Genomic DNA, 26,698 nt, shown 5'->3' with positions numbered 1-26,698 from the left:
GCTCAGTCGACCCGGTTCACCAGGTCGGAGTCGGCTCCTCCCTCGTCGAGTCGGTCGAGGTTCTCGGCGAGGATGTCGGCGACGCGCTCGAAGTAGTGCGGCGTGTACCCGGCGACGTGGGCGGTGACGTACGCGTTTCCGAGCGACCAGAGCGGGTGGTCGCCGGGTAGCGGTTCGGGGTCGGTCACGTCGAGGGCGGCCGCGCGGAGGTCGCTCTTCCTGAGGGCGGTCACGAGCGCGTCCGTCTCCACGACCGGACCGCGAGCGATGTTGACGAGGACAGCGCTCGGCGGGAGCGCAGCGAGCGCGTCCGCGTCGACGAGTCCCCGTGTCGTCTCGGTCAGCGGACACGCCAGCACCAGAAAGTCCGTCCCGACCAGCGCGTCCGAGAACTCGTCGAAGCCGTACACCTCGTCGGTGGGGCCGCCCTTCTCCGGCGTGTAGCGGACGCCGACGGTCTCCACGTCGAACCCGGAGAGCCGCTCGACGACTGCGCTTCCGATGGCGCCGAGTCCGACCACGCAGACGCGTGAGCCCCGTAACTCGCCGAACGCCTGGAAGTGACGCCACTCGCTGCGCTCGTCGCGTCGAAGCCCCTCGTCGAGTCGGCGGGTGATCGCGAGCATCCATCCGATCACGTGCTCGGCGATGTTCGGTCCGTGGACGCCCGAGGCGTTCGTCACGGCGACGCCCCGTTCTCGGAACGCCTCCATGTCGAGTCGGTCGACGCCTGCGGAGGTGCACGCGAACAGGCGTAGCTCCTCGGCGCGGTCGAGGAGGTCGGACTCGAGGTCGCCGCCGACGATTATCTCCGCATCCGACATTAGCTCGCGCTCGGCGCGCGCCGACTCCGCCAACGCGACGGTGCGGTCGTCGACGCGCTCTCGAATCGCCGCGGCGCACTCTTCGGCCGGAATACCGTGTGCCGTGTGGTTCAAAACCACGATGTCTGCCATGGACGCCCATCGGAGTCGGCTTACAAATGTCCGCGGGTCGGCCGGACGCCGTCCGGAGCCGTCTCACCGCGTCGCGTCGAGGTCGTCACCGTCCGTCGACGCGGTCGCAGGGGAACGCGAGCACGTGCGAAACCATCCACCGCGTGGGCGACTCACTGCTGGACCGGGTATCGGCGTGCGAGCGACCCGGCGGGATTCGCAGCGAACCGCGCACTCATTGTCGGAGCCTGTGAACGGACGGTCGACCACCTCAATGCGCTGGCACTACCGACATTCGGTGCTCGCTCTCTGTATGTTCGCGTTCCTCGTGACGTACTTCGCGCGGCTGGCGATCAGCCCGGTGATTCCACTCATCACCGCGGAGTTCGAGGTCACGAACACGGCCATCGGGATGGCGCTGACGGGGATGTGGCTCACCTACGGTCTCGCACAGTTCCCGAGCGGTATTCTCGCCGAGCGGTTCGGCGAGCGCCGGGTGATACTCGTCTCCGTGGGCGGAACCGTGCTGATGGGGCTGCTGCTCGCACTCGCTCCGGTGTTCCCGCTGTTCGTCGCCTCCACCGTGGCTCTCGGAGCGGTCGCGGGACTCCACTACAGCGTCGCAACGACGCTCCTGTCCCGGACGTTCGACGACGTCGGCCGCGCGGTCGGAATCCACTCCGTCGGCGGCCCGTTGGCGGGACTGGTCGCGCCCGTCGCGGCCGCGTGGGTCGGGTCGCAGTACGGCTGGCGCCCCGCGGTCGCGCTCGCGGCGGTCGTCGGCGTGCCGGTGTTCGCGCTGTTCGCGTGGCGCGTCCGCCCAACGCCGCCACGACACCCCGGCCAGCGCATGCGCGAGCGCTTCGAACTCGGTTCGCTGACGGCGCTCGTGTCGCGACCGCCTATCGTGTTCACGCTGTTCATCGCCGCGCTCGGGACGTTCGTCGCCCAGGGCCTGCTGTCGTTTCTCCCGACGTTCCTCATCGAGACGCGAGGGACGACGGCGACGGTCGCCGGAGTCGCGTTCTCGGCGTTCTTCGTCGTTCGCGGCGGCGGTCAGATCGTCCTCGGCGAGCTCTCGGACCGTCTCGGCCGCGATTTCGCGCTCGGCGTGTCGATGTTCGCCGGAGGTGCGGGTCTCCTCCTACTCGTCGTCGCCCCCGGTCGCGTCGTGGCCGGCGTCGCGATCCTGTTGGCCGGAATCGGGTCGAGTTTCTTCGCGGCGCTCGATCCTCGCTTCATCGACAACCTCTCCGAGGCGGAGCGCGGCGCGGGCTTTGGACTCGTCCGCACGGTGTACACCATGCTCGGGTCGAGTGGGTCGGTCGGAGTCGGACTCCTCGCGGACACTTACGGTTGGGAGACGGCGTTCACGGTGCTCGCCGGGCTGTTTCTGATAACGACCGCTACGATCGCCGTCAACTCGGCGTTCGAATTGGGTTACTGACGGAGGATTCACAGCACAGTAGGCCCCGGTTGTCACGCCTGAGCCCGTAATCGCGATTGTGAGGTGTCTCGGGGGCAAGGCCCCGAGGCATCACCGTCTTGTCCCGCATCGCCACCGCAGGCGAATTTAAGCGGCACAGTTGTTCGGACCCAGTTCGAGTTCGGTCGCCTCGCCCTCGTCGTCGACGGTCTCTCTACCGGTGTTGATGGCGATAACCGTCTCGTAGTTCGGGGGCTTCTCCGGGGCGTCTTCGGTCAGTCGCTCGACGAACGCTTCGCGGTCGAGTCCGAGGAAGTCGAGTTCTTCGCGGAGATCTCCGAGTCGGGCCTCGAGCGGGTCGCCCGGCGAGCCGTTCTCGTAACGCCCGTCGCTCGTTACGGTGAGGTGGCCCGGCAGGATAGTGGTGTCGTCAGGGAGCGCGAGAATCGTCTCGTGAAGCGAGTCGTACAGCAGCTCCGCTCCGCGCGATGCGTCGTCCTCGCCGAACTGGAGTTCCGTCCGCCCGACGGAGTCGACGAACAGCGTATCGCCCGTCAACAGGAGTTCGCCGTCGACGAGGTAGTTCATCATCTCCGAGGTGTGTCCGGGCGTGTGGAGCGCCTCGATTTCGACGTCGCCGACTTCGACGACTTCCCCGTCCGACAGCGGCTCGTACTCGTACTCGACGCCGCGCTCGTCGGCCGCTTCGCCGAGGTGGTAGGGTACGCCGACCTCGTCGGCGAGCGCCGGACTGCCCGAGATGTGGTCGGCGTGGACGTGCGTGTCGAGCACGCGCGTTATGGAGAGCCCAGCGTCTTGGGCGGCGACTTTGAACCGGTCGGTCTGTCTGGTCGCGTCGACCACGACGGCCTCTTCCGCCTCCTTCGAGCCGACGACGTAGCCGAGACACCCCTTCGCTCGGCGCTGGACCTGCCGAACGACGAGGTCGTCGCCGGACGTCTCGATGGGGACGACCTCGTAGAGTTTGCTCCACTCCTCCATGCCGCCGGTGACGACCGAGACGTCGTCGTAGCCGCGCTCGTCGAGGTCGAACGCGAACGGTGTCGACGTCAGGCCCTTGCCGCAGATGGCGACGACCGGTTGGCTGTCGACCAGCGCGTCCACCTCGTCCAGTTGGTCCTCGCTCAGCCCCTCGTCGGGGTCGTACGGGACGTTCGCCGCGCCACGTACGTGCCAGGCCTCGAAGCTGTCCTCCGGACGGGTATCGACGAGTGTGAACTGTTCGTCCGCGTCGATTCTCTCCGCGAGCCGTTCTGCTGTGATAGTTTTGACCATGTTTCTCTCACCAGTGTGCTGTCCGAGTCTGTTGTCCGCTGGCTCTGTCGGTGTTCGCCGCCGTCTAGCGCGTTCGATTACGTCCTTCTTCGGGGAAAACGTTCCCACGTGGAATCAGGGACGTCTCGCAGTACGCCTCGCCGTCCGCGTAGTCGACGCCCGGCTGGATGAACGGGTACGGCCCGTCGGCGGGCGTGTTCTGGGCTCGGCCGCCGTCGTCGGCCGTCTCGACCAGACCCATCACCTCGTAATCGACGGGCGAGTGCTCTTCGAGGTACCCGACGATGACGTCGACCGGTATCGTCCCGTCGTCGACCTCGACGTCACGGAAGGGGAAGCCGCAGTTGCCGAGGTCGCGTTCGGGGTCGCCCGGCCGGCGGAACGTCGCCACCGAGTACGTCTCCTCCGGGTCGACCGTCTCGCCGTCGATGCGCATCTCGACGAGGCGGCGGCCGCGCTTGGCGGTCGGGTCGACGGTCACCTCGACGTTCGAGGAGAAGTTCCGGACACGGCCGTCCTCCTGGTCGTAGGGGTAGGGCGTGAAGTTGTCCTCGAGGAACGCCTCCATGTGGGACGTGAGCTGCTGTCCGTACGCGACGCCGCGGGCGACGGGCGTCGTCATCGGAAAGAACGTGTAGAGCTGGCCGAGGGTGATCTCCCCGGGCGGAATGGCAGTTCCGTACCGGAAGCCGTGCGAGACGGCGAGGTCGGTCTCGAAGTGAGCGCGCAACGCGTCGTTGAACAGCGTGTTCCACGCGCTCTCGAGGAACGACTGCCGGTAGAGCGGTGTCTCGGTCCGGCCGACGACCGTATCCAGCGGGCGGTCGAGCGTCCCCGCTCCGCGCTCGAACCCCGGGTCGTCCTCGTAGAACGGCGCGCGAACGGACTCGACCGTCTCTCTGGCTCCCTCGTCCGGGTCGGGCGTGTGCTCACCCCCCTCGGTCAGACAGTAGAGGTGGTGTCGGAACTGCACCTCGCCGTCGCGGACGCGGAGGTCCACGCGACCGAGTCCCTCGCCCATCCCGGACTCGACGACCACGGTGTCGGTCGCCTCGACGACGATGGGGTCGTAGGTGTACTCGTGGGTGTGGGCGCTGAACATCACGTCTACGCTCGTACAGTCCTTCGCGGCCTGCACCATCCAGGGGAGTCCGATTTCGGTCACGGCGACCACGACGTCCGCGCCGTCCTCACGAGCGGCCCGTGCGGACTCCTCGAGGAGTGCGGGATGCTTTCCGAAGCGGTACTTCCCGTCGTAGAACGCGGGGGCCATCCGGTCGACGTAGACGTTCGTCATCCCGACGACGCCGACCGAGACGGCTCCGACGTCGAGTATCCGGTACGCGTCGTACAGCAGGTCGTCGGTCTCCCAGTCGTAGAGGTTGTTCGCGAGGACCGGGGCGTCGAGCGCCTCCATCAGCTCTACGAAGATACCGTCCACGGCGGCCTCGTTCGAGTAATCCCAGTTTCCGGGGACGTAGACGTCGGGTTCGACGTGTTCGTTGATGGGGTCGAGCATCGCTCGCCCATCAGTGTAGGTCGTGACGGCGGAGCCGTGGAACGTGTCGCCACTCATCAGCGTACAGACATCGTAGTCAGCGCGGAGGGCGTCGAGTTTGGCAGCGAGGAGGGGGATGCCGCCTCCGCGTTCGATGACGTAATCGTCGTCTCCGAACTCGAAGTCGGGTTTGGACGTCGGGTTGTCGTAGTACACCTGATACCGTGGCAGGAGCTGGCCGTGGAGATCGCTGACGTGCGCGAAGACGACGTCGGGGTCGTCGGTGCTATCTCGTGCGGAACGGCCATCGAGGGACCGCCACTCGCCGACGGATGTCTCGTTACCCTTCATGGTGGTGCGTCTACACGTACGACCAGCAGTTGCTCATGATTTGTGGTTGTAATTCGGAATCCTGACAGAATCGCCCAGTCGGGCTCCAGAGAGCCCACGTCATCGGGCGGGCCGCGAGAGTCACCGCGTTCGGGCTCTCTCGCAGAAATACCTATGGGAGTGACGGTAGAACACCTGCGTATCGAAGGGTGGAGTACCGTCGACGTCGGTGAGTACAGTTCGGTCGACGAAGCGGTGAACGCCACCGCTACGCGGGACCCCGTAGTCTACGCCCTATCCAGTGGAGCCCATCGCCTCGACGAGGAGTTGCAGTTCGGTGAGCGGGCGGGCGTGGCGGTCGTCGGCGGGCCCGGTGCGACGATTCGAGTCGACGACCCCGAGATGAGTCGGGCGCTCACCTTCGTCGGCACGGAACGCGCGGTGGTCGAGAACGTCACCTTCGACTTCTCCGAGCCGGGAGTCGGCCCGAGAGCAATCGGGGCGACCGTCCCGGATGGACTGTTGGTCGAAGACGTCCGAGTCACCGGGCGGATAGACCGCTTGGAGCGCCCGCCCGCGTCGCTGATGTGGTTCAACGTCACGACGCCGGAAGGGACCGGTGTCGTCCGAAACCTCCGGATGGCCGACGGCTGTATCTACGAGTCCGGGACGCAGCAGCAGCACAACTATCGAATCGGCGTGAACGTCGAGGCCGACCACGAGGGCACGCTCCGACTGCAGGACTGCGAGGTGAGCGGCTTCGTCGACAACGGCGTCTACGCGAAGAGTTCGGGGCCCGGACGGACTATCATCGAAGGGGGGCAGTTCGAGAACAACGGGAACGGGAACATCCGACTGGGGGCCGGCGAGCACGGCGACGACGTCGTTCGCGATGCGAACGTCGTCCTCGACGGTGAGCACGTCGACCACACCGGGTGCGGCATCTGGGCGCAGGAGGGCCGCCCGCGTATCGAGGGCTGTACGATCACCGCGACGAACTGGGAGAACGACCTTCTGCGCGTCAGCGAGGGAGCTACCGTTCGCGACACAGTCATCGAGTCGGATGCGTCGTCGCGAGCGATAAAGGTCTCCGGAGAACGCGAGGACGAGATACTGATGGACAACGTCGTGATCCGCGATTCGGGGTCCGGGGAGGCGAGACAGTACTCGGTCCAAGTCGCCGACGGCGGGGCCGGCGTCACGTTCCGCAACTGTACGTTCCGGTTCGACCACGGCGCGTACGCGGACCGTCACGGGATTCACGTTGGAACACCGGGCGTCGTCTTCGACGGCTGTGAGTTCCGACAGACTGGCGACGCGAACGTCCTCCTGCTGCTGGGCGCCGAGCGCGCCGACATCAGATTCTCACGCTTCCGAGGCGGGACGCTCGGCGTGAACGGCGACAGTGCCGCGTCGGTGTTCGTGGGCAACCGGTACGACGACGTCTCGACGAATCTGGACAGCTTCGACTTCGACGACGGGTTCGACCCCGTCGGGTAGGATGGCGCCGAGCAGCACGGTCCGCTACCCTATCTCAGTCGCTGTCGAGTCGTCCGAGTGACTCCGATGCCCTGTCGCGGAGCTCTGAGTCGAGAGATTCCTCTTCGACGAGTATGCGAAGCGTCGAATCGCACTGCGGTGTCCCCAACGCATCGAGAGCGTCGCGGCGGAACTGTTCTTCGAGAGTCTCGTTCCGTACGAGCGCCGCCAGTTCGTCGCATTCGTTCGCCTGTTTGAGCGAGTGAATCGCATCACTGCGATCCGCATCGTTCGCCGATGGGTCGGTCGCAAGTTCGATACACTCTGTCGGTGTACGTGAGCTCACACGAGTTAGTCACCTCCCGAATAGATAGTTCTTGTATCGTCCGGTGTCGAGAGAGCAAGTCGTGGGCGCGTGAGCCACCTGTCTTCGGGTCTGCGGTGGATAGTACTGCAAACGCGGTTGTCGAAGTATCCTTCGGGCAGCACAGCTAGAGACCACAGTGATCCAGCCACGGCGTGATTTCCCCCTCACCGTGAACGACGAATACCATCCTGTGGGAGGACGAGGTTTATATTTCGTTGCGAGAGAAGCGAATTACTTTGAGAGAATAGGGGACCTCCCCGAGTACTCCCTCTCACAGAGTACAGTTCACAGTCGGCGAAGAGGACTCCGAGGACAGAGACTCCGACTGCCCCGGTGTGACGGTCGGACTACTCTCTCGCGAAGGGGGTGTTTCGCAACTTTCGAAAGTTAACCACAAATAGCGAAAAGATGGTCGTGGTACATTCCCGTGCGATGTCTCTTACAGAAACGCTATCCGACATAAGCCATCTGGATAATGAAGAGCGCGAGTGTGTCGAACTGTGTAACGAGGCCACTGAGGTCTGTGAGTGGTGTGCAGACGAGTGCGCTGGCGAAGGCGAGGAGATGGCCCGCTGTCTCCGCCTTTGTCGTGACGTCGCCGACATCGCCTCGCTGCACGCACGATTCATGGCCCGAGACTCCAACTACAGCACCGAACTCGCAGAGGTCAACGCAGGTGTCGCCGAGGAGTGCGCCGAAGAGTGTGACCGGCACGACGCCGAGCACTGCCAGGTCTGCGCCGACGTCCTACGCGAGTGCGCCGAAAGCTGTCGCAACCTGATTTCGTAGCAACACAACCCCACAGAGTTCAGTTCCCCGAGAGGATACCGACCACCCAAAGCGACTCAGAACGCGCAGATATGTCGTACACTCCACTCGAAGACTACGGCGTCATCGGAAATCTAGAAACCGTCGCACTCGTCGGATGCGACGGCGCTATCGACTGGTGCTGTTTCCCATCCGTCGACTCCTCGAGCGTCTTCGCCGCCATTCTGGACGACCAACGGGGTGGACAGTTCACTGTCCAACCGACGAAATCGTTCGAGTCACTCCAGGAGTACGTTGACCGGACGAACGTCCTCCAGACGCACTTTCGGACGGCGTCGGGACGAACTACGGTCACCGACTTCATGCCGGTCCCGGAGACCGCTCGGGCGACGAGTTCGCCGATGCAGGCAGTGTATCGTCGCATCGCGTGCGAAGACGGTCAGGCCGAACTCCACGTCGACTTCGCTCCACGGTTCGACTACGCTCGGACGGTCCCGACCGTCGAGTCCACGCCGCACGGTGTCGTTGCAGAATCAACCGACGAAGCAGCGTTCCTCTCCAGTTCGATTCCGCTGTCTGTTTCGGAACACGGCGCCGAAGCGACGATAACGCTCGAAGAAGGTGAGACTCGATGGCTTGCTCTCGGATATGGGTGCGAAATTCCAAACAATCCGGGGCATCATCAACAAGTCCTCGACGAGGTTGTCCGGTACTGGCGTGACTGGATAGACGACAGCTCCCCGACCGAGGAGTGTCCCGTGGGTGGGAAGTGGCATTCGAGCGTCGTGCGGTCGTCGCTCATCCTCAAGCTCTTGATAAATCACGAATCAGGAGCGATATGTGCGGCGCCGACGACGTCGCTTCCGGAGGATATCGGCGGTGTGCGAAACTGGGACTATCGATACAACTGGATCCGTGACGCCGCGTTCACCGTTCGGGCGCTCACCGAACTGGGGCACACGACCGAAGCGAGAGAGTACTTCGAGCTGTGTTTAGCGCACTGTTCGCGCGGCCCACCGTCGGACGTCAGCCCGGTGTACGGCGTTCATGGTGACCCCGTCCCGGACGAACGGACGCTCGATCACCTCTCGGGATACCGCGAGTCTGCCCCCGTCCGTGTCGGCAACGCTGCAGCCGACCAACATCAGATCGACGTCTACGGCGAGTTGATTCACGGAATCTACGAGACGTGTCGCTACGGGGAGTCCATCGGCGAGCAAAGCTGGAACGCGATGCGCAGCTTCATCGACTACGTGTGTGAGGGGTGGAAAGAGCCCGACGCAGGTATCTGGGAGATGCGAACCGACCGTCAGCACTTCGTTTACTCGAAGGTCATGTGCTGGGTCGCGCTCGACCGAGGACTCAAAATCGTCGCCAATACCGACCTCGACGGCCCCGTCGACCGCTGGAGAGAGAGCCGACGTGAGATCAAGGAGACCGTCCTCGAAGAGGGCTACAGCGAGGCGGCGAATAGTTTCGTCAGCGCGTTCGGCGACGAGGACCGGCTCGATTCGACGAGCCTGCTCATCCCTATCGTCGGTTTTCTGCCGATTGACGATTCGCGCGTGCAGTCGACGATAGACGCCGTGATAGACCGGTTAGCTGTCGGTGATGGACTGGTGAAACGGTATGAGGGAGACGACGGACTCCCCGGCGAGGAGGGTGCGTTTCTCCTCTGTTCGTTCTGGCTTGTCTCCGTGCTCGCCCAGTCCGACCGAGTCGACGAGGCAGAGACGCGCTTTCAGAGCGTGCAACGATACGTCAGTCCCCTCGGACTGCTTGCCGAGGAGGTCGACCCCGAACGTGGCATCCAGCTCGGAAACGTCCCCCAGGCGTTCAGTCATATCGGGCTTATCAACGCCTCGCTCGACCTCGCTGAGGCGAGGCAGCGCGGTACGAACGCGAACCGAAACGGAGCGACGGCGAACACGGACGTCGAGACTGATGCCTCGGCGAGCGATTCGACACAGGCGCGAGACGGGAGTGAGAAACTGTGACCGAAAACCAACACGACAGTCCGTCGAGTTCAGACCAAGGAGAAGGCGAGTCGAACGGAGAGATGCAAGAACCCGGCGAGATGATGCTCAACCATCCGCTCAAGGAGCCGTGGATACAGTACGGCGTCATCTCGCTGGGAATCTGGCTGCTGTTCAGTCCGCCCACGCTCGGATACGAGAGCGTGCTGATGACGTGGAGCGACATCGTCACCGGCGTGGTTCTGATCGGGTTGAGCGCGATAACGCTTCTCCGTGAGAACCCGTGGGCGTCGTACGCGAACAGTTTCGTGGGGCTGTGGCTGTTGGTGGCGCCACTCGTGTTTCACGCGCCGACGGCTGCCGCGTATCTGAACGACAGCCTCGTAGGTATCCTCGTGATCATGTTCTCCGTCATCATCATGATGCGCATGGAGATGGACGGGGCAACAGTTCCCTCCGGGTGGTCGTACAATCCCTCGACGGCGGCCCAGCGCGCGCCGCTCATCGCACTGGGATTCTTCGGTTTCTTCGCCTCGCGGTACATGGCGGCGTACCAGCTGGGACACATCGACGCAGTCTGGGACCCGTTTTTCGGGACCGGAACCGCACAGATACTCGAATCGCGCGTCTCTGAAGCTTTCCCCGTCTCCGACTCTGGACTGGGCGCCGTCGCGTACGCCATCGAGGCGTTGATGGGATTCATGGGCGACAAGAGTCGCTGGCGGACGATGCCGTGGATGGTGTCGTTTTTCGGCATCGTCGTCATTCCACTTGGTTTCGTCCAAGTACTGCTCGTCATCTCACAACCCTTACTCGTAGGCACGTGGTGTACGCTGTGTCTACTCTCAGCGTTCGGAATGCTGTGGATGATCTCGCTCACTGTCGACGAGGTCGTCGCGATGATGCAGCTCCTCAAGCGCCGCATGAGCGAAGGAGTCTCTTTTTGGCACGCGTTCTGGATGGGAGGTCACCTCTCCGAGGAGGACGCCGGCTTGCCCGAGGAAACCCGATCCGAACGAAATCGCCCTGCGGGCATGTTCTGGGGAGTTTCCCTTCCGTGGTATCTTCTCGGAGCGATGGCGCTCGGCTTCTGGATGATGCTCTCGCCGACCATTTTCGGAACGCAAGGACTGCTCGCCAGCAGCAGTCACCTCGTCGGCGCACTCGTCGTCTCGTTTTCGGTCATCGCGACGGGTGAACCCGCACGCGCCGTCCGTTTCCTCAACGTTCCGCTCGGCGCATGGATCGTCATCGCGCCGTGGCTATTCGGCGCACCGATGCTCGTAGCGGCGAACGGCGCTCTCGCCGGGGTGCTACTGATTGGTGCCAGCATCCCACGCGGGCCGATTCGAGACGAGTACGGCGATTGGTGGCCGCGGTACATCACCTGAAAACCGACTTTCGGAGACATACTAATGAATTCGACAACAGAATCAGACGCGGACGTCGTCGTAGTGACGGGCGCATCGGCCGGCGTAGGACGAGCGACCGCTCGGGCCTTCGCCGAACAGGGAGCGAAAGTCGGGCTTCTCGCCCGTGGCGAGGCCGGACTCGAAGGCGCACGCCAGGATGTCGAGGATGCGGGCGGGAGAGCGCTCGTCGTTCCGACCGACGTCGCCGACTCGGACCAAGTCGAGGCGGCGGCGGACGCCGTCGAAGATGCGTTCGGTCCGATCGATATCTGGGTGAACAACGCGATGACGTCTGTGTTCTCCCCGGCGGCAGAGATGGAATCTGATGAGTATAGGCGTGTGACCGAAGTGACGTACCTCGGCTGCGTCCACGGTACACAGGTCGCACTCGACCGCATGCGTCCCCGGAACGAGGGAACGATAATCCAGGTCGGGTCGGCACTTGCCTATCGCGGGATTCCGTTGCAGTCGGCGTACTGTGGCTCGAAGCACGCCATCCAGGGATTTACCGAGTCCGTGCGGACAGAGCTGATTCACGAGGACAGTGACGTTCAACTGTCGATGGTGCAGATGCCGGCACTCAACACGCCACAGTTCGAGTGGGTGAGGAACCGATTACCGGACAAACCACAGCCGGTACCACCGATCTACCAACCCGAAGTCGCGGCCGACGCGATCGTCTGGGCGAGCCACCACAACCGCGACGAGTTGTGGGTCGGTCGTTCGACGGCGAAGGCGATTTTGGGCAACCGGATTATCCCTCGTCAACTCGACAATCTCCTCGCTCGCTCTGGATGGGGGTCGCAGATGATAGACGAACCCGCAGACTCCGACGGAACTGATAACCTCTGGGACCCGGTTGACGACGAGACCGATTACGGCGCTCACGGGGCGTTCGACGAGCGTGCGCGGAGTCGGAGCTATCTCCTCTGGGCGTCGATGTATCTGCCCCACTTGCTCGCCGTCGCGGTCGCACTCGTCGTACTCCTCGGTGCTGCAATTTTCGAGTGGTGGCACGCTAACCACTCCGTTACCGACTCCGAGTCTACAGATGCGGGACGTGACCGGGTTCGATGAAACGGGTTTAGAATCACAGTAGCGCCGTCAGGAGGTCCTCACAGAGGTCGCTGGTGTCTCAGAGGCCAACGGATACCCGGGTCAACGTCTACATTGCAGCGGGAAAATTTGGAGGTAGCGCGGATTTCACTGCTCGCTAGCTTAGTGGGTCAAATCGCTCGTGTCTGTCTTGAGCGACGATAGCAGGACTTGAGTTCGGCGGGCGGACAAACGATGGCGCTCGCCACCCGTCAAGGTGGCTTTCACAGACAAGCGCACGGTTTTCGCAACTTCTCACTCATCTATAAAGTGGGCCGTTAGAACTACCATCGGTACGCGCAGTTCGCCGTACCGACGTACATTCGTTTCGCCGCTTTCTTTTCGTCTCCGTGCGACCGCAGCCGTCGATGGAGAAAACTCGAAAGCCAACTAACGAGCGAGACTGCCGAGGAGGCGAACTGAACGGTTCGATGAACAGCGAATTTCTGACTATAGACGGTGTTCACAATCCCTACCGCCTCCATCATCGGGAGAGGAACGTTGTGCAATGAACTGAGAATCAGCCCGCACAGCAACGCTTCGATTCTACGACTGCCATTGGCGACAAAAACCTGATAGGAACTGTTTGTCTCTTCGCAAATCCAGTTCCGTAGGGAGTTCGATACAGATTACATGTCACTCTCAGGGCGAAGTCGTTCTCTGAAGAACTCTATTAGCCCGTCCACGTAGCCAGTCCCCCAGACGGCGACGATTATCGCACCAACTCCGTTGAACACCATGTCGGTGACGATGTCGTCAATTCCATAGACGGTGACGAGTCCACCGAAGACGTATTCCAAAATCTCCCAGAACATACCTGCAGCGAGGACGAATACCACGATGAATACGGCCCGAAACTCCGATGGAACCTCAATATCTTCGGAATGCAGTTCCAACGCCCGGAAGGCTGCATAGCCTACCCCAGCGATGACCGTCGCAGAGATCATGTGTGTGATTTCGTCGTACCACTGGAATCGATCGTAAAAGCCGAGAAAGCCAATGACGTGGAGAATCATCGCAATGGAGATCCAGAGCACGAGACCGGCATCCATACAGTAGCCGTATTCTCGGCGGAGAAGTGCCGGAAGAAACGTCACACCAAGTCCAATGACAGCGGCCACGATGATCGCCATCTGAGATACCACTAGTCCGTAGACGAGCAATCCAGCCAGCGTGACTTGGAGAACGCGTACGAGAAGACGTTCGTGAGAATCGGACAATCCAAGTACGTCACTGAGCGTCATGTCGTCTCCCCCTGCTTCGATGATTCGCCGACGGAACCGATGGGCTCGAACCGTGCAAAGTACCACTGAAAAAGGCCACCTAAAACGAAGCCTACAATCGTAACAGTCACTATGTCATTTTGCAGTTCAGTTTGCGTACTCAGAAAGTTAGTGTTGAGCCACTGGTCAGAGTAAAACTGAGCGATGATCCAAACGGCCTGCAGCGCCATCGTCATCAGGACTGCAAACACGATTGCGAACCGACGGCTGAGTTCGACCGAGGTGAACACGTCGAGTTCGACGACGATGATAAGCGCGAGCGCTGCAATGGCGAGGTAGCCTGCAGTATTGGAGTAGAAATCGAACGCTCTCGCAAGCACAGCAACAGCAGCGACGGCCAGAAGTGACCAGGAGACGATTGCCGTCCAGTCGCGAGTCAGAAGCGCTGGTAGCGATATCACTACTGCGACGAATCCCGAGAAAACTCCCCAGAGAATCTCGTGAGTGAGAACGCTCGTAAGACCAGTCATTGCAACGGCTCCTGTGAGTATCCACCCGATGGTGGCGTTCACTCGTTTCCCGTGTATCAGTCGTTCGAGGGACACATGGTTGTGACTTCTCCCACGACTAAAGTCGTGGGCTTCCCTCACTGAATGTCGCAAAACAAGCCGACGGATTCTCAGTTGAGGCGACCGGATTCTCGCAGCGGTAGCTCCATCCAGTCATTAGACAGTCTGGTCATCTCCTCCGTAGTCATGATACAGCACTAGGTTTATACTGATCGGAGCGCTCCCTTCATGTATGAGCCTCGAAGAGACGGTTGATTACCTCGCTGAGGAACTTGACCTCGAGCGAAGTGCACACGTCCGAGAGGTCGGTCAGTCGGTCGCAGAGCTCCGCGACTGATCAAAACAGTTCTCTGAAATCCCGTTCGACGAGCCCAGACTCCAGATAGTCGATGAACTCCTGCTTTGTCGGCCCCGTTTTCTTGAGGAGGCTGATGGATAAAGGTTCTCTTAGAGCTAGTACCGGTTGAGGTTGCTCATGAGGAGTTTGCAAGTCGCAGGGGTTGGGTATTTAGGGTCTGTTTGGTCTGTTGAAATCCTACTGTGGTGATGATTTTCTGCGGTCGTGCTGAACAGAGGGCGCATCTCGGTCATTGGTTCGACACCCGGTGTGAGCTGCTCAAATCGCTCAGTACAGGCTGGGCAACTAGCAGTCATTTTCCGAAACCGAAGTAATGAATTGAGAGTGTGTCGATTTGGGAACAGTATGGGAGAGGACAGGAGAAAGGATCTGCTTAATGCCCTTCATCGACTCGCGGAGGAACTCGGTCAAACACCGACGACTACGGAGATGAATGACCGAGGGGGGTATTGGGCATCGCAGTACCAAAATGAATTCGGGGGGTGGAATGAGGCTCTTCGGGAGGCGGGGTTCGAGCCGAATCAGGTGTGGAAAGTGCCGACGGATGATTTATTGAACGAGATCAGGCGGCTGGCAAGGGAGTTGAATCGAACGCCGACGAAAGAACAGATGGATGATTGTGGGGAGTATTACGGTCGAAGTTATCTGAAGCGGTTTGGGAGTTGGAACGAGGCGGTTCGTCGAGCGGGATTGGAGCCAAATCAGCGAATTTCACAGTCTGCTTTCCGAGAGCCTCCTGACGCATGCCGGTTGTGTGGTGACGCTCCTGACGCTGGGTTGGACTTTCATCATTGGCGGTATGGTGAGAACAAAGTTGGGTGTTATCTCTGTCGTGCGTGTCACGATGATGTTCATGCTGGCGGTGCACGACCGGACAACAACCCAGGGTGGTTGATGGGCGCTGTCGAGAATTTAATTCGATGTCACGCGAAACATTCTGAGGAGACGGGTGTGCAAGCAATCACTACTCGATACAATATTCCTTCTGAGGGGCTTGTAGCGTCTGCGATGTCGAATGTAGAGATGTGATTAAAGTCCTAAATGATCAGGCACGGAGTCTGTATTCAAGAGTACTCCAAGAAAACCAACGCGATTTGGTAGAATCTATAGCGATAAGCTGGCACTTCTATTTGACGGATGGTTCAGATTCAAGAAGTCGAAATAAACGAGGCCTTCATAATGGGTACATGCTCTGTATCTTGCACGCCATTCCTATCAACTGTTGATGGTTTCAGCAGAGCCGGGTTTCTCAAACACGGCGTGTATAGCGTTATTGATCTGTTCTTCTGCTGCCTCTCAAACTACCTGCACCGATCTCGTTACCGATTAGCGTGTTTCTCGAGGAATGCCTCAACGAGGTCGCCATCTGGGTTGTACTCAATTTCTGATTCGAGGTTCAACAGCACTTTTGCAGCGAGAATGTAGGCCTCCTCCGTCGAGATTCCGTACATCTTCCCTAGCTCTTTCATACTCCCATGAACTCCCTCAGGAACATCTGCATTTGGCCGAGTCATCGTCTAACCAATAGTGGTCTTAATCAGAACAAAAGCCTTCGGGACAGTTAATCTCTCAGAAATCACAGATATGGCCGATAGTTTCTAATAACGATAGATACTACCTTCGGATAGAATACGACAGAATGTCTAGGAAAACAACCCTTAGGATACCTGAAGCATCTGAAATTGCAAAGAAGGCCACACGTTTCACAGGTGGATACACATTTATGTCAACTTTCTTGCGTCGCACTTGTCACACAGTGGTCGTCGCTGTGGTCCTGTTCGCAACTGCGAGTACGACAGTCGCTGCCCAAGAAGGAGTCGGCAATGGTATCTGTGGGACGCCACTCGCCGATACCATCAACCAAGCAGCCCCATTGGTCGTCGGGACGCTCATGATCGGCGCTGCAATTCTCTCCTACGTCCTCCACACTGCAGCCGGCTTCCCGAAAGACCCGCAAACAGTCCAATCATTCAAAAGCTGGCGTAACCGCGCTGGCATGAGTGCCGTAACAACGCCACTGTTCGCCGTCGTTATCGAGATGTTCATCGGATTCACCGGGACCTCTCTCGCAGACTGTGTCAGTCTCGTCCCCTTCTTCTGAGGGACGTTACACAGCAATTCACCACTCCATGACACAGAAACGAATCCTCCCGGTGATGTTTGTACTGACACTCATCGTGAGCGCTGGATTCGTCCCCATGCTCGCCGTCGCAGAAACACCGGCGAACTCACTCCAACTCGGAACACCAAGCGAACCAACGCCCACTGGTGACGACCAAGGTGAGAATAGCACCGCCACCAATGATGCAGGCTACTGTAGCGGTATCGACCCCGTGAGTGGCCAAGTCTGCAACGGTGTCGTTGACGCCGTTCGAGCCATCGCACAGGGATTCCTCGAGTTTTCTCGCGACGTCGCCGAATGGGCTGTCGAATTCCTCGTCTCTCGGCCAGTGCCGCTTCAAGATGGTGAGATGGAACTCGTCGACCGCCCCACAAATGCACCGATGGGAACGGCGTACGATATGTGGTTCTCGAAAGGACTTCCAATCGGGCTTGCCCTGTGGGGCTTCGCGATGATTCTGCTAAGACTCACCACGATTCTCCCAGGTGGGTCTGCTGCAGCACACCGAAGCAAGACACTCCGTCAGAAAGGTTGGTTCGGCTTGTTCTTCATCCTCGCTTCCTGGATCTGGGCTGCTGTAGTGCTGCATCTCTCACAGGGACTGATTCTCGCGGTCGCCCCCGAGGGCGCTGACCTCGTTGCGGACCTCGGATCGGTCGGGGGGAACGCTGCCGCAGCCAGCCTTGGCATTGTTCTCGTCTGGCTCTCATCAGGCGTGCTGTTCCTCTTGATTGCGCTCGTATTCGGCCTGTCGTGGGTGGCAGTGTTTGTCTTCGCCCCCGCACTCCCAATCTTCATCGCCCTCTCACTGGTCGATTTCGGGCCACTCAGCATCGTCGCGAAGGTCGGTGAAATCGGCCGTGATATGTTCGTCACCGTCGCGTTCCTCCCCTTCCCGACAGCGCTCGTGTTGGGCTTCGGGTATCCAATCATCAACGCCGCTCGGAGTGCAATGCCTGGAGCGACATCGATTGTCCCTGGTCTTGGCGTGTATGCGCTCTTGACGCTTTGTCTGTGGGTCATTGCGCTCCTATCGCCGATTATGTTGTTCATCGGCATGCGCTCGATGCGGCCGTTTTCGGCGATGGCTGCGGGCGTTCTCGGTGCTGTCTCCGCAACGAGTTTCACACGTGCGTCGGACAAGCTCGGAAACGCCGGAAGTGCAGCGACGAGCGCGGCGAGTTCAGCCGCCTCCAGTCCACGTGTAGACCCACTGAACGGTTCGCCGTTCTCGAGCGACAATGCGAGTTCGACCGCTACTGTTGGTGCGACAGACACGAGTGCGGTTAGTGCACTTGGGAATGCCTCGAGTGAGCTTGCCCGAAATGGTCACTCAGTAACGACGATTCTAGGTGTTTCAAGCGCGTCGGAGACATCCAGCGCTTCGCGAGAATCGATCACCGACTCTCGGATTCCTCCGAGCGTTTCTCTCAACAAGGTCACAACACGATCTGAATTGGATAGTGAACAGGATTACCGTGCGGGATATTTCCTCCCGAATGGAGAGTTCAAGGGAGTCGGTGGAACGAGCTCAAACCGTGATTGGACACTAGATACGGGATATGAACGGTTCGACAAAGCATACTCGGACAAGACAATTCTTCTTCAAGGGGCCGCCGACGAACAGTTCTACGATGTTCGAGATGTCGTAGAGAACGAAAGGTACAGTGGTCCATATTCGCACGCACAACAGAATGCTGAAAGTCGAGAGACGGTCTTCAACACGCGGGGGCAGCGCGAATGAGCCATCGCGACCCCTCACGACGAATCCTCGATGAATTCGGAACAAGCGACGAAATATTCGGCATCGAAATCGACTACAGCCTCAACGATCTGAAGTTGTTCATCCCCGCTGGGATAGTCTGTGGATTCATCCTCCTTGTGACACCACAGTGGCTCAATCTTGGTGGACTCATCGCAGCAACTGGACTTCTCCTCGTAACTGCTGCATTCGTATTCGTCACACCCAGTCACAAATCACCACAGGAGTGGTTGGCAGACATGATCAAATTCTCACGAACAGAGCACACCAAAACCGCAGTTGCTGAATCGCCGGCCAAACAGCCCGATTCACTTACGCAAGTGAAACGGTTTCTGCCAGTCTCAAATCTGGTTGAACGCACCGACGGGAACCTCGTTGCTGCACTCCAAGTGAGTCCAGCGAATCTCTCACTCGCAACCGACGAAGAGTGGGGAGCGGTAGCCAACTCCTTCGGAAGTATGCTAAACGCATTGGATTTCGACCTACAAATCCATTCAACCGCCCGCCCCGTTGAACCAGAGCGAATTACAGCCGGCTACCGCGAACGGCTCGACGACCCCGACGTCGTCGAAAATCCCGCCCTCGGAGACATCATCCGAGTCTACCACGAGAAGTTCCCCGCGGAATTCGTGAGTCGTGGAACCTGTGTCCGTGAGTATCACATCCTCATCCCAGTGAGCATCCACGAAGTGCAATTAGCCGAGAGAGGAGCTATCTCAAAGCTCAGTACGCTCCCAGTCATTGGTGGGTGTATTCGAATACTCGGAGCAGAGAGCACGCAACTCACCTACGAAGAGATTCGCGAACGACAGAAAGAGGAAATAGAGCGTCGACTACGGGCAGTTGAAAGCGGCATTCGAGATTTGGAAGGATGTGAGGTAGAACGAGTTTCAGCTGATGAGCTTTCTGCACTGATCGAAGAGTACTGGAGTGGCGAACGAACACACTACGGGCCAAGTTCGGGGCAACAGAACGAACGCGTTCGCTCTGTCCCCATCGTGACTGGCACTAATTCTGGGAGGTTCTGACGATGCTGAAAACACTCATTGAGCGGTTCACCCGTCTCGAAGCCAACGATACTGAGAAGAGTCACACTCGGGTTCACGCACAGAACGTCGCTCCGTCGAGTATCAAGCTCGAATCCGATATCACACAGACGGGCGAACGGTGGGCGAAGACCCTGTTCTTCGCTGATTTCCCGGCAGCGGCCACTCCTGGCTTGCTGGATATGCTGACAACGCATCCGAGTGCAGACATCGACATCTCAATTTACGCTAGTCCACGCGACTCAGAGCAAGCGATCAGTCAATTCGAGCGGGCGATTACCAATCTCGATGCGACGAGACGTGAAAAAGAACTACGCGGCGGTGCCTCACTCGGCGCAACGCAACGTCGACTCCAAGACCACAAGGAAGTCCTTGCACAGCTCACGGACGGTTCACAACGTGTCGTCGAGGTCGCGGTCTATCTCACGATTCGTGGGAACACGAAAAAGGAGGTCAAAGAGACGACCAACCGATTGCAATCGGAGCTGATGAAACAGCGTCTCGTCACGAAGTCTGTCGATTACACACAAGATAAAGGACTTGTGAGCAATAGTCCGATTGCGAAAGACACACTTGAGCAGACGACACCGATGTTGGGGAAGGCTGCTGGTGCACTCTTTCCGTTCTCTGCTGGGACGCTCATAGAAGAGAGCGGCGTGCTCGTCGGGTTCCATGCGTCAACGGACGCCCCAGTTGTCATGGATCGGTTCGACCGTGAGAACGGATACAATATCCTCACCGCAGCAAAGATTGGGTCGGGGAAATCGTTTGGAACGAAGCTGTTGAACTTGCGCCAACTCGCTAAAGATCCAGATACGATTCTCATCATGATTGACCCGTTAGAGGGTTTCCGGAGCCTCTCTGATGCTCTCGATGGGGAACATATCGTGGTTGGGGGTACTCGAGGCTTGAACCCCTTAGAAATCAAGCAGACACCGGCACGCGTACTTCAGGAAGTTCCTGATATCGATCCCTTCAGTCAGCGGTTCAGTAGCGTCATGGGCTTCTTTGACACGTTCTTTGCGCATGTTGGCAACGGGCTTGACAAGAAAGAGCGTGCAGTCCTTGGCACCACTGTTCGGGAAGCCTATCGCCGCAACGGAATCACATCGGATCCCTCGACACACGGCAATACGAGCCCGACGATTCGTGATGTAATCGGTATTCTTGCTGAGATTGCCGAGGATGCGGAGGCGTTTCTTGACTCGGTTGACGGGGAAGCAGCCGATCCGACCGAGCTGGAAGTTGAGAAGTGGCAAGAACGCGCTGCTGAACTCCGAATGTCGATGCGCCCGTTCATGGGCAATGGTGAATTCTCGAACCTTGCCGGTGAAACGGAAGTCAACATCTCCGGTGAGAAAGTCGTCTACCTAGACCTTCAGCAAGGTGAAGCAGACCGTGAGATTGCGTTGATGATGCAATTACTCTTCGATAGCGTCTACCAGCGAGCCAAAGAGACGGACAAGCGTGTCATCCTCGCTGTCGACGAGGCTCATTACCTCATGGAACACGAGGGAAGTCTACAGTGGCTCGACCGCGCTACACGGCACTCTCGACACTACGACTTGAGCATCCATCTCATAACACAGGAGCTCAAGGACTTCTTCATCCATCCACGAGCAGAAACCATCGCGAACAATTGCTCAATGAAAATCCTCCACCGGCTCCCAGGCCTCTCTGAGGAGAATCGCATGAAGCTTGGGCTGACGTCCCGCGAAGCAGAGTTCATTCGCAATGCAAAGCCTGGTGATCGCGACCGTGGGTACAGCCATGCACTCGTCTCGGTAGAGGACGAAGGAACCTACCCAGTCAAAGTGACCGCGTTGGAGGAAGAAGCTCAACTTATCGAAGCGGCTGACGACCCTCAAAATACCACTGATAGGGTGTAGTCATGCCAGACGATAACCCTCCTCCTGATTACAAGATGTTTGAGTCATTTCAGAAGGCTCTGGGAAGAGAGAGTTCTCACTGTGAAGTCTGTGGAAAAGTCGTCGATGGTCATGATATTGGTGATTTTAACGTTCTCCTATTGAAGAATAACGTCTTCACGGCGGAGAATCACGTCGTACTCTGTCGTGACTGTGAAGAGCGTGATGACTGGAAGGAATCCGTTCGAAAAAAGCGTGCAGCAGAGCAGCCACAGCCACCGACTTCGATTCAGGGAAAAATCCGACTCCTCCCAAAAACCATCCGGGACTACGTCACCGATCCAACGGCTCGATTCCTTTTCGGGCGTCGCCTCGGCGTTCTTGGAGTACTCCTCGGCGGGACCCTGCTGCTGATTCCCGTCATTGCTGCAGTGGTCGGCGCCCTCTTCGTCTCTCTAGATACCGGCATGCAATGGTTCGACCAGTCGATTGCAACACTCACAGCAGTAAGCTCTGTACCGATACGCACGCTCGCCTGGTCATCCACTGGCCTGCTCGGTGTCATCTACTTCACTCACATTGCCGAGCGTGAGCGCAACGATCCCACGGGCTGGGCTGGCGAGTGGAATCCACCGAAGTGGTACGCACTCGCGGTCTACTCTGTCATCGGGCTCTATGGTGCAGTTACACTCGTCCTCGTTGCATCCGGGGACGCGCCGGTCGGTCGTCGCTTCGGAGCTCGAATCTTCTGGTTCCTCGGATCGCTGGGGATTGCGTACCAGATTAAAGACGCCCTTCGATTAGACCTCGTTCGGATGGTCTGGGAGCCCCGCCGCGAACTCTGGGAGTTTCCCGCCCGATACGGATTCGTCCTTGCACTCACATCATTCCTTGTCGGCCCCCCTGCCTCACTTCCATCGTTCACCACGCCACTGTTGGCCGCACTGACACCGACTGTGAGCACTGCCTACATTATCGCCCGATTGCCCCACGACCGGGTATTTCGAGACAAGTGTATCGCCGCACAGGACCGCCTACTTGAGATCCTTCGTATTCGGAATAATGACGACAACTAACTCAATCCGACAGCTGCATCGCCCAGAGAACCTCCCAATTGTAGAGTCCGCACAGAGAGGTGTCTGCAAGTGACTCGTGAATACATTCGGGTGACGCCCACCTCCGAAACAGTCCACACGAGCACGATACCCACTGCAATCGAGAGTCTGCACAAGCTCACAGCCGAGCAGTCCTCGCTCACACAGCGGCTGAACCCCTTACACTCGAATCCACCACCGACGTTCGAGTTCCTCGTCGTGAGCGAAGGCGCGGAGGAGCCAGTTGAGTTCTACTACGGAGCCGAGAAACACCTTGAGACGCTTGAGGAACGCCTCACGCGAATCTATCCGTCGTCATTCGATATCTCCCGTGAATCCTTCAATCTCGAATCGAAATTCCTCACAGACGAGGTAACTGAGGAGGAGTTGTCGCCACGAGGAGTGCAGTGGAATGGTTCGAGCGTTCGCCGCAAGGATTGGATGATGCTGCTCACTCGAGGTGACAGAGAGTCATCGCTCTCTGACGATGGACCCTCGCTTCCACTTGTCTCGCTCATCGATGAACTCTCCGACATTGAGGCTCCGGTCGTCTTTCAAGTGCTCTTCCAGCGGAAGCCTGATTGGTCGTCTGCGGCTGAGAGCCGCAAGCTCGACCTCCGGAACCAGACGGACACACTCATCGACAAAGCCGTCAGCACCGTCTTCATTGACACGCGAAGCCTCGCCGAGAAAGAACAGTCTCTCAGCGACAATACGAGGCAACGTCTCGACGAAATCCGCGCGAAGAATCCGAAACGAACGTTCACCGTTAACCTCCAGGCGGTCGCTGTTCCACCGGCCGATACTGACGAGGCGACGGTTGACGCACAACTCGATGATTTGATGACCGTCTTTGACTCTATTGGTGGAGACTTTTACGAAGTCGAGCGTGAACGGCTTCGGGACAATGGTCGTCGTGAAACCACAAAACGAAACCACGCACTCGATACTCTGGACCGACTGCTCGATCGAGAGCTCATTACGGGCCGGGGTCGAACGACACCAGATTTCGTTTGTAATGGGCACGAACTCACGCAATTCATCACTATTCCCTCGGGGAGTGAACTCAGCGTTGAGGGATCACGCCGAACGCGCTCCGAACAAGAGAGTCAGGATTCACTTCCCCTGCCTCACCACGACCACATGTCGAGTCTTCGCGAGGGCATGGAGATTGGCTATGCCATCGATGAGAACGGCATTCCCGAAGACGAGTCGGTGTGTATACCAACATCGTCATTGGTCACACACTACCTCCGGGCGGCAACAACGGGTGGCGGGAAGTCGAAGGCACTTCTCAACGATATTCTCTCGGCGTACGCCAATACCGATGGGCCAGTTATTGTGCTTGACCACAAGGGCGACGGCCTCACAGAGAATTACATGCGTGCACACGGTCGCCGCTTCGGGATGGAAGATCTCGAAGAGAACGTGCTGCGCTTCACGCTTCCCGATATCCTGCCTGGATTCTCCTTTTTTGACCTTCGTCCAGCACTCTCGCGTGGCGTTCGGCGGACGGATGCTGTCAAGCGCAAAGCCGACCAGTACAGACAAATCCTCGAACTCGTCATGGGGAAGGACCGCTTTCGACGCGCAATCACCTCTCCGATTCTCATTGAGTCGCTCATCAAGGCGCTGTTCGACGAGGAGTACGGCCGTGAAAACGGGAGCTACCGAGAAAGCACCGACTTCTTCGGACACGAACAACTCGAGCACGCTTCTGATCAACTTGCGGCCGCCGGTCCGCCTAACCCAGATGAAGCAGTCTTACCGAAGACGACTGATGTCGCTGCCCAGCGCGCACTCCGTCGGCGGGTCAACACCGACGCACAGTCGTTCTCAGCAACGCTTGACGGGCTTAACAACCGTCTTGCATACATTTCGCTGGACGGTAATCTCCAACGAATATTCGACAACACTGCTCAGCAGCTCGATCTGCGAGAGGTCCTCGACAGCAACCAAATTATCCTGTTCGACCTCGGGGGATTGAGTGACGAGGCGGCGAAACTGCTGACCGGACTCATCCTCGCGATGCTCGAAGACGCCCTGCGGACGCACGAGGACGACCTGACCCAGCGCCCTAACGACTACGTGGTTAACCTCATGATCGACGAGGCCGCGTCTGTGGCCGCCTCTGACGTCCTCAACAATATGCTTGAGAAAGGACGGAGCTTCCGACTCTCGGTGGGACTGGCGATGCAGTTCCCCGAGCAGATGCAAACCGAGGGTGGGAGACGCCTCTACCTCAATCTGCTCAACAATATCGGGACGTTGCTCGTTGGGAAAATCAAGGTCGACCGCGAGTTGGCCAACGCGATGGCCCACGAGGAGTTGGACCCCGAAGCGTTCGCCAATCGGATTGGGTCGTTACCTCGGGGTGAATGGATTGCCCAACTCCCGAGTCCGACGTTTGGTGAAACGGGGCCGTACCCGTTCAACGTCAAACCACTCCCAATCCCAGCAGGCCACCCAGAGAGCGAGTCGCCACTGACGGCGTTCGAAGAACAGCGGTTCCAAGACGCCCTGTCTCGCGTACACGAGCGGACACAGCAGGAGTTCGGCGTCCCCCGAGACAACAGTCAGCCGACAGCGACAACGCCAGATGAACTTGGAGAGTTACTCGATGTCACTACTGATGATCTGGACGTCGCCATCGCGAAGACCGTCCGAAGTGTGCAACTCCGTGAAGGCGTTCGCAAAGACAACGAGTGGGTGAGTGTCGAGACCGTCGATGAGGCGCTCCGAGCGTTGTACGAGCGTGTCGAGGCTGAGCCACCGGCCTACGAGGAACTCACCGAGATTCGTAAACGGTCGCGACTGCTCGATACCGCGGTCGATATCGAGGCCGACGAACTCATCATCCGACTCACGGAGGCGGGTGAAACAGCAGCCGAACCCGACACAGGCGACGTGCAGTCCGCCGGTGGGGGCGACCACGATGATGCACTCTTGGAGATTGAACAAGCGCTATCACCGCTGGGATTCACCGTCTCGATTCTCACGCAAGACGGGAGTGAGAAACCGGACGCGAGAGCGACCCATCCGGACCTCGAAGCGCCGTTCGCAATCGAAGTCGAGACGACGACGCCAGAAAACCCAGCGAAGGTCCTCACGAACCTCCAGAAGGCTCAAGCGGAGAGTGCAGTTCCGCTCTTTGTCGTCCGACCCGGTGAGACAGAAACCTACTGGGCAAAACGAATTGAGACCATCCTCTCACCTCCGGTTCGTGAACTCGCGAACGGCGAGACGCGGTTCTATACGCACGATTCGCCGTTGACGTTCAATGGCGGAGCAACCGAACAGGGTGGCGTGACGGCCGTCCGACCAGCAAGCGGAGACGACGACTTTAAGCGTTCTGTGTGGGTGAAGGATGGAGACAAGATTGTCCTTCGCGATGGAAGTGGCACAGAACATCTTCGTGTCTCTGAGTGGGACAAAGTCACCAAAGATCGTGTACCAGCAACTTACAGTTACGACCACCCAGTGGAGGAGTATCTCGTCTATGAGCGTGGGGAGGTTCACGTCTATGAGTCGAAGGCGGCACTTGAGACCGACTGGGTGACAATCAAACGGCCGTTTATCCCAGCAGCGGAGTTGACGAACCCAACATACGGCACAGACAGCTATGCAATCGTCATTCTCCGTGAGGACGGTGAGCCGGTCGCCTATAGGGACGGTTCCACGAAGCCACTCGAAACACTCCTCAGTACATCGTTTGGCTCTGAGGCCGAGATACAGACAGCTGCATCCGAGGGAAGCGACGATGTAGCTTACCCTGATATCGAGGCGGGCTGGAGAGACGATCCGAACGTCGTCGCCGAACAGTTTGCCAAGGAGTGTTTGGTGGTCGATGAGGGGAACGAAGTCAAATCAGCAGCGGTCTATGAACGGTACAAAACGTGGGCTGAGAATCATAGTGCAACTGTCGATTCGAGGAGTTGGTTTGGCCGTCGCCTCAGTAATCAGATAGAATTTGAACGGGAGACGAAGCACCCAGATGGAGAGTCCACAGTCTACTATCTGGGCATTGCACTCCGTGATTTGGAGGAAATCAGATGAATCCCGATATCGTACGGT

19 protein-coding genes are annotated in these 26,698 nt (G+C 59.0%); 13 read left to right on the top strand and 6 right to left on the bottom strand.

Translation table 11 applies throughout. The features are described 5' to 3' along the window. Positions 1-2: 2 nt before the first annotated feature. Complete coding sequence (locus DV709_RS16035; RefSeq protein WP_117595452.1) at positions 3-956, bottom strand: D-2-hydroxyacid dehydrogenase; 954 nt, start codon at positions 954-956, stop codon at positions 3-5. 253 nt (positions 957-1,209) lie between these two features. On the opposite strand from DV709_RS16035, the gene DV709_RS16030 reads away from it, so the two are divergent. Next, positions 1,210-2,382, top strand: coding sequence for an MFS transporter (locus DV709_RS16030; RefSeq protein WP_117595451.1), 1,173 nt, complete (start codon positions 1,210-1,212; stop codon positions 2,380-2,382). Positions 2,383-2,508: 126 nt separating this feature from the next. Here DV709_RS16030 and DV709_RS16025 read toward each other — a convergent pair whose 3' ends face one another. After that, entirely contained in the window at positions 2,509-3,657 is a 1,149-nt protein-coding gene (locus DV709_RS16025; RefSeq protein WP_117595450.1) for an MBL fold metallo-hydrolase, read from the bottom strand. A 64-nt stretch (positions 3,658-3,721) separates the two neighbouring features. Next, a complete protein-coding gene (locus DV709_RS16020) occupies positions 3,722-5,506 on the bottom strand; it encodes a 5'-nucleotidase C-terminal domain-containing protein (protein WP_117595449.1) in 1,785 nt (594 codons plus the stop codon). A gap of 153 nt (positions 5,507-5,659) precedes the next feature. Between DV709_RS16020 and DV709_RS16015 the strand changes: the two genes are divergently transcribed. The 5 genes from DV709_RS16015 to DV709_RS15990 all read left to right on the top strand — a co-directional run bounded on the left by DV709_RS16015 (position 5,660) and on the right by DV709_RS15990 (position 12,564). Then, a complete protein-coding gene (locus DV709_RS16015; RefSeq protein WP_117595448.1) occupies positions 5,660-6,985 on the top strand; it encodes a right-handed parallel beta-helix repeat-containing protein in 1,326 nt (441 codons plus the stop codon). Positions 6,986-7,763: 778 nt separating this feature from the next. Continuing rightward, positions 7,764-8,120, top strand: a complete 357-nt coding sequence (locus DV709_RS16005; protein ID WP_117595623.1) for a four-helix bundle copper-binding protein — start codon at positions 7,764-7,766, stop codon at positions 8,118-8,120. Positions 8,121-8,191: 71 nt separating this feature from the next. Beyond that, positions 8,192-10,096, top strand: coding sequence for a glycoside hydrolase family 15 protein (locus DV709_RS16000; RefSeq protein ID WP_117595446.1), 1,905 nt, complete (start codon positions 8,192-8,194; stop codon positions 10,094-10,096). Between the two features lie 62 nt (positions 10,097-10,158). Then, positions 10,159-11,466 carry a vitamin K epoxide reductase family protein gene (locus DV709_RS15995; protein WP_117595622.1) on the top strand — a complete coding sequence of 436 codons (1,308 nt, stop codon included), beginning with the start codon at positions 10,159-10,161 and terminating at the stop codon, positions 11,464-11,466. Positions 11,467-11,490: 24 nt separating this feature from the next. Next, positions 11,491-12,564 carry an SDR family oxidoreductase gene (locus DV709_RS15990; RefSeq protein WP_117595445.1) on the top strand — a complete coding sequence of 358 codons (1,074 nt, stop codon included), beginning with the start codon at positions 11,491-11,493 and terminating at the stop codon, positions 12,562-12,564. Positions 12,565-13,211: 647 nt separating this feature from the next. Here DV709_RS15990 and DV709_RS15985 read toward each other — a convergent pair. Together DV709_RS15985 and DV709_RS15980 are read right to left on the bottom strand one after the other, a co-directional pair. Continuing rightward, positions 13,212-13,826 carry a hypothetical protein gene (locus DV709_RS15985; RefSeq protein ID WP_117595444.1) on the bottom strand — a complete coding sequence of 205 codons (615 nt, stop codon included), beginning with the start codon at positions 13,824-13,826 and terminating at the stop codon, positions 13,212-13,214. Further along, entirely contained in the window at positions 13,823-14,410 is a 588-nt protein-coding gene (locus DV709_RS15980; RefSeq protein ID WP_117595443.1) for a hypothetical protein, read from the bottom strand. Before DV709_RS15980 ends, DV709_RS15985 begins: the two co-directional genes overlap by 4 nt. Before the next feature lie 667 nt (positions 14,411-15,077). On the opposite strand from DV709_RS15980, the gene DV709_RS18445 reads away from it, so the two are divergent. Next, entirely contained in the window at positions 15,078-15,761 is a 684-nt protein-coding gene (locus DV709_RS18445; protein WP_394338696.1) for a homing endonuclease associated repeat-containing protein, read from the top strand. 290 nt (positions 15,762-16,051) lie between these two features. Here DV709_RS18445 and DV709_RS17840 read toward each other — a convergent pair whose 3' ends face one another. Next, positions 16,052-16,246: a hypothetical protein gene (locus DV709_RS17840; RefSeq protein ID WP_157972763.1), complete on the bottom strand. Its 195-nt coding sequence runs from the start codon at positions 16,244-16,246 to the stop codon at positions 16,052-16,054. 125 nt (positions 16,247-16,371) lie between these two features. Here DV709_RS17840 and DV709_RS18240 point away from each other — a divergent pair, with 125 nt between their 5' ends. From DV709_RS18240 to DV709_RS15945, 6 genes are all read left to right on the top strand, one after another. Continuing rightward, positions 16,372-16,833: a hypothetical protein gene (locus DV709_RS18240; protein ID WP_232819775.1), complete on the top strand. Its 462-nt coding sequence runs from the start codon at positions 16,372-16,374 to the stop codon at positions 16,831-16,833. A 28-nt stretch (positions 16,834-16,861) separates the two neighbouring features. Beyond that, a complete protein-coding gene (locus tag DV709_RS15965) occupies positions 16,862-18,598 on the top strand; it encodes a hypothetical protein (protein WP_117595441.1) in 1,737 nt (578 codons plus the stop codon). Next, complete coding sequence (locus DV709_RS15960) at positions 18,595-19,644, top strand: hypothetical protein (RefSeq protein ID WP_117595440.1); 1,050 nt, start codon at positions 18,595-18,597, stop codon at positions 19,642-19,644. The genes DV709_RS15965 and DV709_RS15960 overlap by 4 nt, the downstream gene beginning before the upstream one ends. Before the next feature lie 2 nt (positions 19,645-19,646). Then, positions 19,647-21,551, top strand: a complete 1,905-nt coding sequence (locus DV709_RS15955; RefSeq protein ID WP_117595439.1) for a VirB4 family type IV secretion system protein — start codon at positions 19,647-19,649, stop codon at positions 21,549-21,551. Positions 21,552-21,553: 2 nt separating this feature from the next. Then, positions 21,554-22,606, top strand: coding sequence for a hypothetical protein (locus DV709_RS15950; RefSeq protein WP_117595438.1), 1,053 nt, complete (start codon positions 21,554-21,556; stop codon positions 22,604-22,606). Between the two features lie 69 nt (positions 22,607-22,675). Continuing rightward, complete coding sequence (locus DV709_RS15945; RefSeq protein WP_117595437.1) at positions 22,676-26,680, top strand: conjugal transfer protein; 4,005 nt, start codon at positions 22,676-22,678, stop codon at positions 26,678-26,680. Positions 26,681-26,698 lie beyond the last annotated feature (18 nt).

Source organism: Haloprofundus halophilus, assembly GCF_003439925.1.
Taxonomy (GTDB): Archaea; Halobacteriota; Halobacteria; order Halobacteriales; family Haloferacaceae; genus Haloprofundus; species Haloprofundus halophilus.
Note: the sequence above shows the minus strand (reverse complement) of the source record. Positions and strands in the feature narration are given on the sequence as shown.